The sequence below is a fragment of the Chitinophaga sp. W3I9 genome (genome assembly GCF_050434025.1).
GTDB lineage: Bacteria > Bacteroidota > Bacteroidia > Chitinophagales > Chitinophagaceae > Chitinophaga.
Genome location: NZ_JBNPWC010000001.1, coordinates 3,377,587 through 3,390,256 on the forward strand (window position 1 = coordinate 3,377,587; position 12,670 = coordinate 3,390,256).

Annotated in this window: 11 protein-coding genes; 3 read left to right on the forward strand and 8 right to left on the reverse strand. The window is 45.9% G+C overall.

Going from position 1 to position 12,670, the window contains the following annotated elements:
- Positions 1-34: 34 nt before the first annotated feature.
- Both QFZ51_RS14095 and QFZ51_RS14100 read right to left on the reverse strand, forming a co-directional pair.
- The gene (locus QFZ51_RS14095; protein WP_429046620.1) at positions 35-1,315 is read right to left on the reverse strand and encodes a DUF937 domain-containing protein; all 1,281 of its coding nucleotides are present in this window, start codon (positions 1,313-1,315) and stop codon (positions 35-37) included.
- A 339-nt stretch (positions 1,316-1,654) separates the two neighbouring features.
- Positions 1,655-3,988, reverse strand: a complete 2,334-nt coding sequence (locus QFZ51_RS14100; protein ID WP_429046622.1) for a right-handed parallel beta-helix repeat-containing protein — start codon at positions 3,986-3,988, stop codon at positions 1,655-1,657.
- 204 nt (positions 3,989-4,192) lie between these two features.
- On the opposite strand from QFZ51_RS14100, the gene clpB reads away from it, so the two are divergent.
- Together clpB and QFZ51_RS14110 are read left to right on the forward strand one after the other, a co-directional pair.
- The gene (gene clpB / locus QFZ51_RS14105; protein WP_429046623.1) at positions 4,193-6,793 is read left to right on the forward strand and encodes an ATP-dependent chaperone ClpB; all 2,601 of its coding nucleotides are present in this window, start codon (positions 4,193-4,195) and stop codon (positions 6,791-6,793) included.
- Positions 6,794-6,901: 108 nt separating this feature from the next.
- Positions 6,902-7,381, forward strand: coding sequence for a nucleoside deaminase (locus QFZ51_RS14110; protein WP_429046624.1), 480 nt, complete (start codon positions 6,902-6,904; stop codon positions 7,379-7,381).
- A gap of 37 nt (positions 7,382-7,418) precedes the next feature.
- On the opposite strand, the gene QFZ51_RS14115 is transcribed toward QFZ51_RS14110, so the two are convergent.
- The 4 genes from QFZ51_RS14115 to QFZ51_RS14130 all read right to left on the reverse strand — a co-directional run bounded on the left by QFZ51_RS14115 (position 7,419) and on the right by QFZ51_RS14130 (position 10,092).
- Positions 7,419-7,772, reverse strand: coding sequence for an anti-sigma factor family protein (locus QFZ51_RS14115; protein ID WP_370911312.1), 354 nt, complete (start codon positions 7,770-7,772; stop codon positions 7,419-7,421).
- 17 nt (positions 7,773-7,789) lie between these two features.
- Entirely contained in the window at positions 7,790-8,371 is a 582-nt protein-coding gene (locus tag QFZ51_RS14120) for an RNA polymerase sigma factor (protein ID WP_370911313.1), read from the reverse strand.
- A gap of 73 nt (positions 8,372-8,444) precedes the next feature.
- Positions 8,445-9,527, reverse strand: coding sequence for a tetratricopeptide repeat protein (locus tag QFZ51_RS14125; RefSeq protein ID WP_429046625.1), 1,083 nt, complete (start codon positions 9,525-9,527; stop codon positions 8,445-8,447).
- Complete coding sequence (locus tag QFZ51_RS14130; protein ID WP_429046627.1) at positions 9,517-10,092, reverse strand: hypothetical protein; 576 nt, start codon at positions 10,090-10,092, stop codon at positions 9,517-9,519. The genes QFZ51_RS14125 and QFZ51_RS14130 overlap by 11 nt, the downstream gene beginning before the upstream one ends.
- A 92-nt stretch (positions 10,093-10,184) precedes the next feature.
- On the opposite strand from QFZ51_RS14130, the gene QFZ51_RS14135 reads away from it, so the two are divergent.
- Entirely contained in the window at positions 10,185-10,958 is a 774-nt protein-coding gene (locus QFZ51_RS14135; protein ID WP_429046628.1) for a C40 family peptidase, read from the forward strand.
- A gap of 208 nt (positions 10,959-11,166) precedes the next feature.
- Here the strand turns inward: QFZ51_RS14135 and QFZ51_RS14140 are convergent, their stop codons facing one another.
- Positions 11,167-11,706: an inorganic diphosphatase gene (locus tag QFZ51_RS14140; RefSeq protein WP_370911317.1), complete on the reverse strand. Its 540-nt coding sequence runs from the start codon at positions 11,704-11,706 to the stop codon at positions 11,167-11,169.
- Between the two features lie 229 nt (positions 11,707-11,935).
- Entirely contained in the window at positions 11,936-12,418 is a 483-nt protein-coding gene (locus tag QFZ51_RS14145) for a hypothetical protein (protein WP_429046630.1), read from the reverse strand.
- Positions 12,419-12,670: the final 252 nt, after the last annotated feature.

Consider the following 12,670-nt stretch of genomic DNA (forward strand, 5'->3'; position numbering starts at 1 on the left):
GGCTGAATGGCCTTCCCTTTTTGCTTATAGGATTTTATTTTTCGCGAACACTTACAGAAATGTGCCGGTCTCTTTTCTTTTCTTCTTCAGAAGCATCAGCTGCTGCCTTTGCAAACTGTGAACCATAGCCTTCTGCGCCGAGTAACTGTGCAGGATTGGTGTTACTTTTCTTTAATGCCGCAACTACAGACTCCGCGCGTTCTTTAGACAGCCGCAGATTACTGGTGCTGTCGCCCGTGCGATCAGTATAACCACCAATCTTTATTTTAGCTTTGGGAAACGCTTTCATAATAGCGGCAATATTGCCCACCTGTTTCATACTTTCTTCTGTTAGTTCAGCCTTGCCGGTTTTGAAGTTGAGATTATCGAAGTCAAACCATACATCTTTGCCGGCCGGACGGCTGTTATCCTTCAGGAACACCACCAGCTGATCTTCTATACCCCCTTTATAGGCATCCAATACAACGCCATCGGGAAGGGTAACCTTAATGCTTTCACGGGTAATAACCGGACCGCCTTCTGTAACCGCCATGGTAGCTGAATCTGCAATCTGGCTGGTAGTAACGCTGTCCGTAACAGGAACGCCGTCGTGTTTATTGGCACCGCAACCGCGCATCAGGTACCACAACAGGATGATGGCAATGAGAATGAGCAGCAGTGACCATATCCAGCGGCTGCTGCCGGGTTTTGCATCCGGTTTGATATTTACAGCGCCGCCGGTGGTAGTAGCGGTGTCCATATGCAGCAGGCTGCCGAGCTTTTTACCGAGGTCGCCGATATTCGCCAAACCAAGTACGCCGGCAATGTTCAGTCCTCCGGGTATAGCGCCCAGTATTTTATCTTTTTGTGAGTCCAGCAGGGAAAGAAAGGAATTGGGAGATAGATTGTTTTGGGCGGCGTATTGTCCTACTGTACCAAGCGTAGCAGGAGTAGCGGATTGCAGCAGGGTACTGGCAGACGATTCCTTGATACCGGCATAGGAAGATAACATACCGATAATGGAATTCACTTTATTGCCGAACAGGCTGCGTAACAAATCGGCGCCTTTGCTGAGCAGGCCCCCTGCACCACCCTGCAGCGCACCCGTAATGGCGGAAGGGTTGGCATCACCCGCTGCCCCTTTCACGAGGTCGAGCAAACCGCCGGCGTTTCCGGAGGACCCCGCCTTATTGAGAAGGCCGGTTAAAACAACCGGTATGATACCGCTGATGGCTTTCTGAATGCCGCCTTCACTTTCTCCAAGTTGTGAGGAGGCCTGACTAACGACATTGCTGTTGAAAATACTTTTAGCGCTTTCCAGTAAATCGAAAGACATAATTGTAGGGTTTAGTGATGAAGAATGTGGTGACCAGTTTTTTAGGCTGAATCATCCGGCCGTAAGCAGGAATGTACAGTTTGTGTTTCAAGGACTTTTATAACAACGGAGGCCGCCGTGTTGTTTGATTACCTCAATAATAAACATCCGGATATAAGTTCTAACATCTAAATGATTGTCCGCAAGATGTTGATTTATAACAAGATGTATATTTTCCGGTAATTCCGGCGAGGCATAATTAAACAAAGCTGCAGAAGAGGTAAAAACCAGGAGCTGGCTAAAGGACGGGAATAAAAGAAAGGTTGTTCCTTTGAGCGCTCAAAGGAACAACCCCCTATGTCAATTGACAGTAACCCGCTGTTGATTTCTGAATACTACCAGCGGTACTTTTTTATCTGTATAGAAAGTGCTTGCTTTTAGCAGGTCATCCACGTTATTCACGCTTCGTTCTCCAAGCTGTAAAATCACATCGCCTGTTTTTACGGCATATTTAAAACTTCCGGGTACGGCCACCAGGAACACGCCTTTATTATCAGGTAAACCCGCTGCCGAGCGTTCGCCCAGTGTTTCTATGTTCTTCACCTGCGCGCCCAGCCAGTTGCTGATGGTGGATGAAGCATCAGTGGCTGCTTTTAGTACCGGCAGCGGTGCTTTTTTAGCCAGCACTTTTAAGTTAGCCGATACCACGCCAAACTGGTTCATTGGGAAATTTTTGAACCCGGCTTTCAACGCCGGTGATCCTGGTTTTACCCGGTAGTCGCCCGTTGCAGGGGACACAAACAAGGGGTCACCTGCCTGTGAATGTTTATCCGTAGGAGTATTGATGGCCGCTGCATCCGGGAATACGTTAAAGTCGATGATATCTCCCCAATACCTGATGCCAATCGGTTTATAACTGCTGCCTACAATATTATAGCGGAAAATATCGTGGCTGTTTTCAAACCACACATGCGGATGAAAAGAGTTGTTGAGAATCACATTATTTTCTACAGTACGGAAAAATCCTTCCCTTAGTTTAAGCCCGCCGTTTAAGCAAACATTATTATAAATGTGATAATTGGAAGAGCCATCGTCCAGGTCAATATCCCAGCCGTGATCACAACGGAAGCGGTTGTTGCGGAGTATATTTGTTTTCACAGCATCCTGTTTCACCAGCCATGGATGCAATGCAGCCATGCTGTCCATCACCTGCCGGTCGGGATACCACCAGCGGTCGCGGCCCCAGGAGTTGAACGCCCCGTGGTCGCCGGTTTCCAGCACAGTATTGAATACATCATTGTATTCGATGAGGTGCCCGCCCCAGGTACCTTCACTAACGTTAATGCCTGCACGCGGCACATCGTATATGGTATTATGTGAAACAGTGATGTCCATTGCCATAGAGATCTGCACGCCGGCGCTTTGTTTTTCTATGCGGCCGGTACGGTAAATAAGATTATCGTATGCCAGGCAGGAATCGGGATAGTTGAGGCTTTGCGGACCTGCTGCTGTATCCATGCCGGCAAATACGGGGGATTGCTGGTATTCAAATAAGGGCGCTCTTACGGCATCGGGGTTGCCCGTAAAACAGATACCGCTGCCACCGGCATCATGGATGTTACAATGACTGATATCAGCATGGCGGTTGTAATTGCTGACAAATACAGCATTGCCCCCGTTATAGTCAAATTCACAACCGTTGATAACGCAGTTTTCCGTACCGTCCAACAACACCGCTCCACCTCTGTAAATGGCCCAGTCGCTCCGCAGCAGCGGTTCCCGTGTATCCATAAACGTGGCATTGGTATGCGCAAAACGTATATTCTTAAACGTGATATCTTTAACCGGATGCGCTGCATCTCCTTTCAGAACGACGATTTCAGAGAACCTGGAAACCACTACGCCAGCCGTTTTCAGGTTAATGTCCGCTGCCGGTTTATAGTAAAGCGTTTTAGTGGCTTTATCATAGAACCACTCTTTTTCTGCGTCCAGTTCTTCAAAAATATTTTCTACAAAGCGATGCTGTTCATGCATACCCATCTGGCGATTGTTCTGGTAGCCGCCTTCCAGTTGGAGCGTACCATCTGTGTTCACGCCGGTGATGCGGTAATGATAACCACCCCATTCTGAGCGGTGGAGGGCATGTACATAGCCGCCTTCGGGATGTTGCCAGGTCTTTATCCTGGCAGGACTCAACGCATCTGCAGCGGTACCGTTATAATGTTTTGCGCTGCTGTCGTAGTTGGGATAACGTGCCCGGATCTGTTGTTTATTGTTAATATAAAGGTGGCTGAACTCAAAAGGAATGTCCACGGAGGCTTTGTATATGCCATTCTTCCAGGGTGTCCATTGCAACTGCAATGGCTTTCCTCCACTGAAAGTTACCGTGCCTGGTTTTCCGGCCGGCCGGAACGTAATGTTACCATTATAATAGCCCGCGGTTATCAGCAGGGTGCTATCCAGGAAATAGGTACCGGGCTGGAATTGTATTTCAATACTTCTTCCGGGTTGCTGTTGCTGGTAAGTATGCGCCAACCCCATGGCGGTCTTTAAACTCATAGGCGGTTTGCCATCCTTTGCAGAGGGATGGGCAGATACCAGCAGTGGCATGGCCGGCTTCTTTTGCGCCAGCAGCACAGGGGAAAGCAGGAATAACGGTACTGTACATACGATACAGGCAAATATATTTTTCATAACATCTGAGGTAAACCATAAATATACCCGGAATAAACGGGTGGTTGTAATGAAAAATTAGCAGTTACTAGGCTAATTTTCTGCTAAAAATGCAGTAATCCTTTCCCTTATATGTCATAATTTCCGGAGTTGCAACATTGGATCATGGTTTGTTGTTACCAGAAGACGTTTGATAACATCAAAAAAGGAGAAAAAACAACAGATATGAACTTGAATAATTTCACTATAAAATCGCAGGAAATACTGCAACAGGCCCAGCAACTGGCCTTTAATAATCAGAATCAGTCGATTGAAACCGGGCACCTGCTCAAAGCTTTGTTAAATGATGAAGATAGCCCGATTGAATACTTATTGAAAAAGAATGATGTAAACACCTCATTTGTAAACAATAAGCTAAATGAGCAGATCAATAAATACCCCCGCATGGTAGGAGGTGAAGGCGGCCAGTCGCTCAGTCGCGACGCCAATAACGTGATCCTCCGTGCAGGAGCGGCCATCAAAGAATTTAAAGATGAATTTGTAAGCGTGGAGCACCTGCTCCTGGGCATCCTCGGCGGTAACGATGATACGGCCAAATTACTGAAAGATGCCGGTCTTACTGAAAAAGGTCTCAAAGCCGCTATCCGGGAACTCCGTAAAGGAGATACCGTTAATTCCCAAAGCGGTGGAACCCAGTATAACACGCTTCAGAAATACGCCAAGAACCTGAATGAAATGGCCCGGGAAGGAAAGCTCGACCCGGTGATCGGCCGTGATGAGGAGATCCGCAGAACCCTGCATATCCTCTCCCGCAGGTCTAAAAACAACCCCATCCTGGTAGGTGAACCAGGTGTCGGTAAAACCGCTATCGTAGAAGGATTGGGCCACCGGATCATTAATGGCGACGTACCCGAAAACCTGAAATCAAAGATCATCTATGCCCTCGACATGGGCGCTTTGATGGCAGGCGCTAAATACCGTGGTGAGTTTGAAGAAAGATTGAAAGGCGTGGTAAAGGAAGTAGCCGAAAGTAACGGGGAAATCATCCTCTTTATAGATGAAATCCACACACTGATAGGCGCAGGCGCTATGGAAGGCGCAATGGATGCGGCCAACATCCTGAAACCGGCCCTGGCAAGAGGAGAACTCCGGGCCATTGGTGCTACCACCCTGAACGAATACCAGAAATATTTTGAGAAAGATAAAGCCCTGGAACGCCGCTTCCAGAAGGTGTTGGTAGATGAACCTTCCGTGGAAGATGCCATCTCCATTTTGCGTGGACTGAAAGAGAAATACGAAAGTCACCACCACGTACTCATCAAAGACGAAGCAATTATTGCTGCGGTAGAATTATCGCAGCGCTATATAACAGACCGCTTTTTACCGGACAAGGCTATTGACCTGATCGATGAAAGCGCGGCTAAACTGAGGCTGGAAATGAATTCCATGCCGGAAGAACTGGATGAACTGGAAAGAAGGATCCGTCAGCTGGAAATTGAAAGAGAAGCGATTAAGAGAGAAAACGACGAAGATAAATTACGTGAGCTGGGTGAAGAAATAGCACGGCTTGGAGAAGAAAGGAATACATTCAAAGCAAAATGGCAGGCAGAGAAGGAAGTGGTTGACCAGATCCAGAGTGCCAAATCAGCGATTGAAAACCTGCGGCTGGAAGCAGAACAGGCAGAGCGTAACGGCGATTTCGGCCGGGTGGCAGAAATCCGCTATGGTAAAATAAAGGAACAGGAAAAACTGGTAACAGATCTTACAGAAGAACTAAATAAAATATCTGCTAATCATAAACGTCTTCTTAAAGAAGAAGTAGACGCGGAAGATATCGCGGAAAACGTGGCAAAGGCAACGGGTATCCCGGTATCAAAAATGATGCAGAGTGAAAAGGATAAATTACTGCACCTGGAAGAAGAACTGCATCAGCGTGTAGTAGGACAGGACGAAGCTATCATCGCGGTGTCTGATGCTATCCGCCGCAGCCGCGCAGGATTGCAGGATCCGCGCAGACCTATCGGTTCATTCATCTTCCTTGGTACTACCGGTGTTGGTAAAACAGAACTGGCCAAAGCATTGGCGGAGTACCTGTTTGACGATGAAAACATGATGACCCGGATAGACATGAGTGAATACCAGGAAAAACACTCCGTAAGCCGCCTGGTAGGAGCGCCTCCGGGATATGTGGGATATGATGAAGGTGGCCAGCTGACAGAAGCGGTACGCCGTAAACCATACTCTGTGATACTGCTCGATGAAATTGAGAAAGCACACCCGGATACCTTTAACATTTTGTTACAGGTATTGGACGATGGCCGGTTAACGGATAACAAGGGCCGTGTGGTGAATTTCAAGAATACGATCATCATCATGACCAGTAACATGGGTAGCCATATTATCCAGGAAAATTTTGAGAACATTAACGATACCAACCGGGAAGAGATAGTAGATAAAACGAAAGATGAAGTGATGACATTGCTGAAACAAACCATCCGTCCGGAGTTCCTGAACAGGGTAGATGAGGTGATTATGTTCCAGCCGTTGCTGAGAAGTGAAATTAAGGGAATAATTAACATTCAGTTACAGCAACTGAAGGATATGGTAGCAAAGAATGGCATGATATTGGACTTTTCAGACTATGCGCTTGAGTATCTTTCTGTACAGGGTTACGACCCGCAGTTTGGAGCAAGACCGCTGAAACGCCTCATCCAGAAGGAAATCATTAACCTGTTAAGTAAGAAGATACTGGCAGGCGATATTGATAAATCCAAACCAGTGTTAATTGATGTGTTTGATGGCGTAGTAGTAATCAGAAACAAGTAATTCTAAATACGACGATACATAGTTAACGATAAGCCCCGCGATTCTTCGCGGGGCTTTTTTATGTGTGGCCAGCTTTCGTTAAATTTGAGTGAATCAAAAAGTAACTGTATGCCGGGAGAAAGAGAAAGAAGATTTATGCAGCATGCCATTGCCTTGTCGCGTAAGGGAATGGATAATGGTGACGGCGGTCCTTTTGGTGCAATAGTGGTGCAGGGAGATGAGATTGTAGGAGAGGGCTGGAACCAGGTGCTGGCAAACACAGACCCTACTGCCCATGCAGAAGTGGTAGCGATCCGCGAAGCATGTAAGAAGCTGGGCACTTTCCAATTGCACGACTGTGAAATATATACTTCCTGTGAACCCTGCCCGATGTGCCTGGGTGCTATTTACTGGGCGAGGCCACAACGTGTTTACTACGCCAATACAAAGGAAGATGCGGCTGCCATTGATTTTGATGATTCATTTATTTACCGGGAAATAGAGAAGGATCATGCGGATAAAAAAATTCCGCTGATTGCTTTACCTGATCAGGAGGCGCTGAATGTTTTCCGGAGATGGAAAGAAAAGGGGGATAAAAAGTTGTATTAGCAGCTAAATGTGGCGGAGGAAAAAATACTTCCCCCCGCTAATGTTTTACAGAGAAATGGTATGCCCAGAACAATGCAAGCAGTAAAAAAAGGATGCAGAGAATAATAACGGCCAGGGATATATAATTTTCTGATTTTCTCCTGGTCCTGTAGCGTTTGTGTATTTTTTTAAGAAGACTCCATCTCATCTGGATAATCCATCCGGGAATCTTCTCCTTATCTTTTATAGCCGCCAGCCCTTCCAATGCATCGCTGCAAAGCTCACAGTCAGACAGGTGCATTTCTACTTCATGTTGTTCTTCCGCAGACAGCTTACCCTGAACATAGTCAAGCAGCTGCTGTTGCGTAGGACAGCTTGTAGTTACAAAGATATCGTTGAAATGCTCGTTCATATCACTATTGATGCAAATTAACTTTTGTTTGCGCGTTGTTGTTTTTCCAATAAAAGTTTCAGGTTCCTCTTTCCATTCTGAATATAGCTTTTAACCTGAAGGAGGCTATACCCGGTTTGATCAGCAATTTCCTGGTAGGATTTCTTTTGCAGGTAAAACAATTCAACACAGATTTTTTGTTCATGGTTTAGCTGGCTCATAGCCTGCCCCATATTTTCCAGCAAGATATCCTTTTCCTGGTACACCTGCTTATCTTCGGGATCAGCGGCAATACCACCCATATGTTTGTCGGAGATTTCTTCCTTGTATTTCATATGTTTCTGCCGCAGTTGCATCAGGCAGTAGTTTTTGGTCACCTGGTAAATCCAGGCCCGGAAATACTGGATTTCATGCCTGTTGATGTCGGATAACATCTTGAGAAAGATTTGCTGCACGGCGTCGCGTGCATCTTCTTCGTTCTTCAGGTATTTCATGCACATACCCAGCAAAAGCAGGGCATAGCGGTCAAACAGCACACCTATCCAATCACTGTTATTATCAGCTTTGAACCGTTGCAATAGCTCCTGGTCTGTTAGTTGTTGTATATCTGGATTATTCACAGGCTAATAAATGGAATGCTGCATCTAAGATGCAGCATTTGCAAAAATCCATAATTATTTGATATTTTATTTTTTACATACCATCCAATGCCTGTTGGGCAGCGGCTTTCATGGAACCATCCATCCTGATCACTTCTTTAAACATGCGGCGGGCCTTGCCGGCCTGTCCTTTGCTGCGGTAGCAGATAGCGAGTTGGTAGCGGGCCATTTCCACGTATTTGCCTGAGCTCACGGACTCTATTCTTTTGTACCTGTTGATGGCTTCATTAAGGTTTCCCTGTTGCTGGTATACCATGGCTGCTTTGTACAGGTATTCATCGCTGTTAACAGCTGTGGAGGGTGTTTCTTTTTTTGGAGGGTCCGGTGGTGGCGCCAGTTCTTTCTGTTTTTCTTTGGGCGCCGCAGGTTTTTGTTCTGATCGTTGTTCCGGTTTCTTTTCTTCTGCTTTGGCGGGTACTTTATCGGCGGTTTCCTTTTTAAGGGAGTCTGCCTGTTTTTGCAATAGTGTATGTTTTTTGATGCTGTCTGCCGCGGCTTTCTTTTGCAGCGCTTTTAAAGCGGCTGCTTTTTTCAGCGCGGCGGAGTCAACCAGGGCTGCCGCTGGTTTTGCTGATGTTTGAATGGCAGGCGTAGCAGCAGGGGCCGGCGTAGTTGTTCCGGGATTATTTTCTGCAGCTGTTACCAGTGGAACGCCGGTAGCCACCTCTTCACGCACAGAGTCTTTCTGCGGCAGTGACGACGCCATGATACGCACCGGTGGCTGATTACGCATATGTCCGCGTAACACATACACGCTGCCCACACCAAGGCCGATGAAGGCAATGATCCAGAAATAGGCCAGCATGTGTTCCTTATTCTTTTCCTTACGGGTGTATTGCGCTACTTTTTGTACGTGCGAAACAGGCTGTATGCTGTTTTGTACATAGCGTTGCAGCTTATTGGTGAGGTCCTGGTATCTTTCGGTATTCTCTTCCTGCTCCAGTGCGGTTAATGCATCATAGCAGAGATCGCAGTCGGTGAGGTGTTGTTCTACCAGGTGCCGTTCCACATCGGTCAGCCTGCCTTCCATATAACGGGGCAGCTGGTCCCTGCTGAGGCACCGGATGGCAGAAAAGATCTTCAGTACTTTCTCATTATTCGGTTTGTTACTTAGCATATCCCTGATTCATAAATAACTTGGCAAGTTTCGCTTTGGCGGCTTTGAGTTGCGATCTTAACTTCTCTCTTGGAAGTCCGGTAGCAGCTGTAAGGTCGGCAAAGGATTTATTTTCAAGATAGAATTGCGTGATCAGTGCATTGTCATCTGCACTCAGCCGTTGAAGCGCCTGTTCCAGCCGCACAATGAGGTCCTGTCGGTCGATGATATGGGTAGCGGCTTTGTCTACCGTATTTTCGATATGCAGCAGGTCTCTTCCGTCGCGGGATGGATAGAAGGGGGTGTTCTTTTCAGGCTTCCCGAGGTATCCTTTTTGTATATGCAGGATCCATTCGTTGGCTTTATAGATGGTTTGTGTTTTAAGACTGGCATTTAATCTTTGCAGAAGGGCCGGGAAAACAATGTTGGGGTCGAGATTCGGTTGGCTACTCAAATGAGGAATGGTAACAGCCACCAGTAAATGACTGTACCTGTCTATCAATACGCTTTCCGCCTCCCGGTCAAGCTGTTTCCTGGCGCGGGATATTAACTCCTTGTCCGATAAATTGGTTAACTGTTGTTGCATAAACTTATTACTTTATATTTACGTACAAAAGCGGAAAAAGTTCATTTAGCGCATAAGATTATTGAATAGTAAAAGGGATTTATACAATTAATATGCCATACGCCATTGTCATTGTGCCAGTTGCGCCATTAAGGAGTGCTACCTCACATAAAAGCGAAATGATTTCCCAGCTCTTATGGGGAGCAGGGGTGGAAATCACCGAAACGGCTCCCGACGGCTGGGTGAAAGTTATAAACCAGTACGACGGTTATGCCGGCTGGGCCACAGCGGCCCACCTGGAAACGATAGATGAATCGCTGTACCTGGCTCCGGCGAAATACTATTTCCCGGCCTGGGTAAACCGGGTTACCATGAATAACCGTCCCATGCTGGTACCTTTTGGCTGCCTTGTAAAGAGCGATAGCGATATTTCCACGCAGTGGGGAACTATTGCTGTAAAATTTGAGGATAAACCGCTTCCGCTTACCCATCATAGCCCTGTAGATATTACTGCCTTAAAAAGCGCCGCAGAGCAGTTTTTGAACACCGGTTACCTTTGGGGAGGTTCCAGCGTTTTTGGTGTGGACTGCTCCGGTTTTACGCAGCAGGTGTTTAAGCTGTCCGGTATTCCGCTTTTGCGGGATGCTTACCAGCAGGCCACCCAGGGGGAAATTGTTGGCTTTTTACAGGAAGCGCGCCTGGGGGATCTCGCCTTTTTTGACAACGAAGAGGGGAGGATTACGCATGTTGGTATTTTGCTGAACGATCATGAAATTATCCATTCCTCCGGAAAGGTACGGATTGATCCGATAGATAACGAAGGAATTATAAACGCAGATACGGGGTTGCGTACGCATCACCTGCGGATCATAAAGAGATACTTTTAAGAGCGCGGATTTTGTTTCCCACTGATTACGCTGATTATATTGATTAGCTTGATTTTATTCTTTTGGATTTTATAAAGGATTAAGGGAGATAGAAGCGGATATATTCGCTCTTATCTCCCTTAATTATTATTCAAATCAAAAAAAATCAAAAAAGTAAAATCAAGCTAATCAATATAATCAGCGTAATCAGTGGGAAAGACAAAATCCGCTAGCTCTGTCTGAAGATCTTCTTATAATCTTCAAAGCTTTGGAGAATGATCTGTTTTGCTTTCTCTTTATTCTGGAATTCTTCCACCACAACGGTTTTCTTTTCCAGCTTTTTATATTCTTCGAAGAAATGGCGCATTTCGTCGATGAAGTGAGGCGGCAGTTCGGTAATATCGTTGATGTAGTTTACACTCATATCGTTGGCTGCTACTGCGATGATTTTGTCATCTGCTTCGCCGCCGTCTATCATTTGCATTACACCGATTATTTTCGCATCGATGATACACATGGGAACACATTCGATCTGGGAGATAACGAGGATATCCAGCGGATCATGGTCATCGCAGTAAGACTGTGGAATAAAACCGTAGTTGGCAGGATAGTATACAGAAGAATATAAAACCCGGTCCAGTTTCAGCAAACCGCTTTCTTTATCCAGTTCATATTTAGCTCGGCATCCCTTTGGAATCTCTATAATTGCATTTACAACATTAGGCACTTCAGAGCCGGGACTCACACTGTGCCAGGGATTTGTCATCATAATAATCTACTTTACTTTAAGGTTTATTGTTCAATATTGGATTAATGTTGAAAAGTGAATAAAGTATTCACCTCACTTTTCATGGAGATATGGTCAGGTTTCCGGTAAGTAAAACAGGAATAAGCCACACATCTGATCATTAATGCGTGGCAAAATTAAGGGAACTAGCCGTTAATAGCTAAAAATTATCCTTTCCTTTTATGTAAAATATAAAAGAGAGGGTAGTTATTTAGTTTCCCGGCGCCGTTAAACCGTTGACAGGTGCGCTGTCTGCCGGTAACGCGGTAGAGTCGAAGGCTGCATTACCACCGGTTTGCGGTGTGTAATTGGGAATGATGCTGTCGAACGTCAGGGATATTTTCCATTGGCCGTTTTCTTTCACCATCTGCAAAACTTCTTTCTGATGAGCGGAGGAATTCAGTATTGTAACAGCCGCTTTATCGCCGTTTTCTTCGATATTAACTACCTCGATGCGGGCGTTTTTAATTTTTTCTCTTTCAGCGCCACTGCGGCGGCCGTCAAAGATGGCATAGATCTGTAATACCTGTTGGGATTCTTTTGTGGCATAATCCCTGGCCTGGTCGTAGTTCGAATCCTGAATCGCATGCATAAACGCCAGCGCCACCTCTTCAGGGGAAGCCCTTTTCTTACAACTGCCTAACAGCAAGGTTGTAATCAATGCCAGTGTCATGATTCGAAAAAAATTGGTCATGCGGTCGATAAATTATAATATATCACAACAAAAATAGGGGTAAACTTCAATACTGCAAAGTCATCGGCTATAGCTCAGCACATTCACAGGCTTCCGGACTGAATGTCTCCCTTGGATAAAAACAGGTGAACTTACGGCAATCGCCGTTAATAAAGAGTTAAATATTTAGATAATTGTTATTTTGATAGCTGATTGCTTGTCTGGTGGCGGTTGTGCCGTCCAAACAAATAACCAGCTATCAGATAACAGGAT

Excerpts from the sequence above, each read along its gene's own strand:
- clpB (WP_429046623.1), top strand. The coding sequence starts at position 4,193 with ATGAACTTGAATAATTTCACTATAAAATCGCAGGAAATACTGCAACAG.
- QFZ51_RS14100 (WP_429046622.1), bottom strand. The coding sequence starts at position 3,988 with ATGAAAAATATATTTGCCTGTATCGTATGTACAGTACCGTTATTCCTG.
- QFZ51_RS14140 (WP_370911317.1), bottom strand. The coding sequence starts at position 11,706 with ATGATGACAAATCCCTGGCACAGTGTGAGTCCCGGCTCTGAAGTGCCT.
- QFZ51_RS14115 (WP_370911312.1), bottom strand. The coding sequence starts at position 7,772 with ATGAACGAGCATTTCAACGATATCTTTGTAACTACAAGCTGTCCTACG.
- QFZ51_RS14110 (WP_429046624.1), top strand. The coding sequence starts at position 6,902 with ATGCCGGGAGAAAGAGAAAGAAGATTTATGCAGCATGCCATTGCCTTG.
- QFZ51_RS14095 (WP_429046620.1), bottom strand. The coding sequence starts at position 1,315 with ATGTCTTTCGATTTACTGGAAAGCGCTAAAAGTATTTTCAACAGCAAT.
- QFZ51_RS14125 (WP_429046625.1), bottom strand. The coding sequence starts at position 9,527 with ATGCTAAGTAACAAACCGAATAATGAGAAAGTACTGAAGATCTTTTCT.
- QFZ51_RS14135 (WP_429046628.1), top strand. The coding sequence starts at position 10,185 with ATGCCATACGCCATTGTCATTGTGCCAGTTGCGCCATTAAGGAGTGCT.
- QFZ51_RS14145 (WP_429046630.1), bottom strand. The coding sequence starts at position 12,418 with ATGACCAATTTTTTTCGAATCATGACACTGGCATTGATTACAACCTTG.
- QFZ51_RS14130 (WP_429046627.1), bottom strand. The coding sequence starts at position 10,092 with ATGCAACAACAGTTAACCAATTTATCGGACAAGGAGTTAATATCCCGC.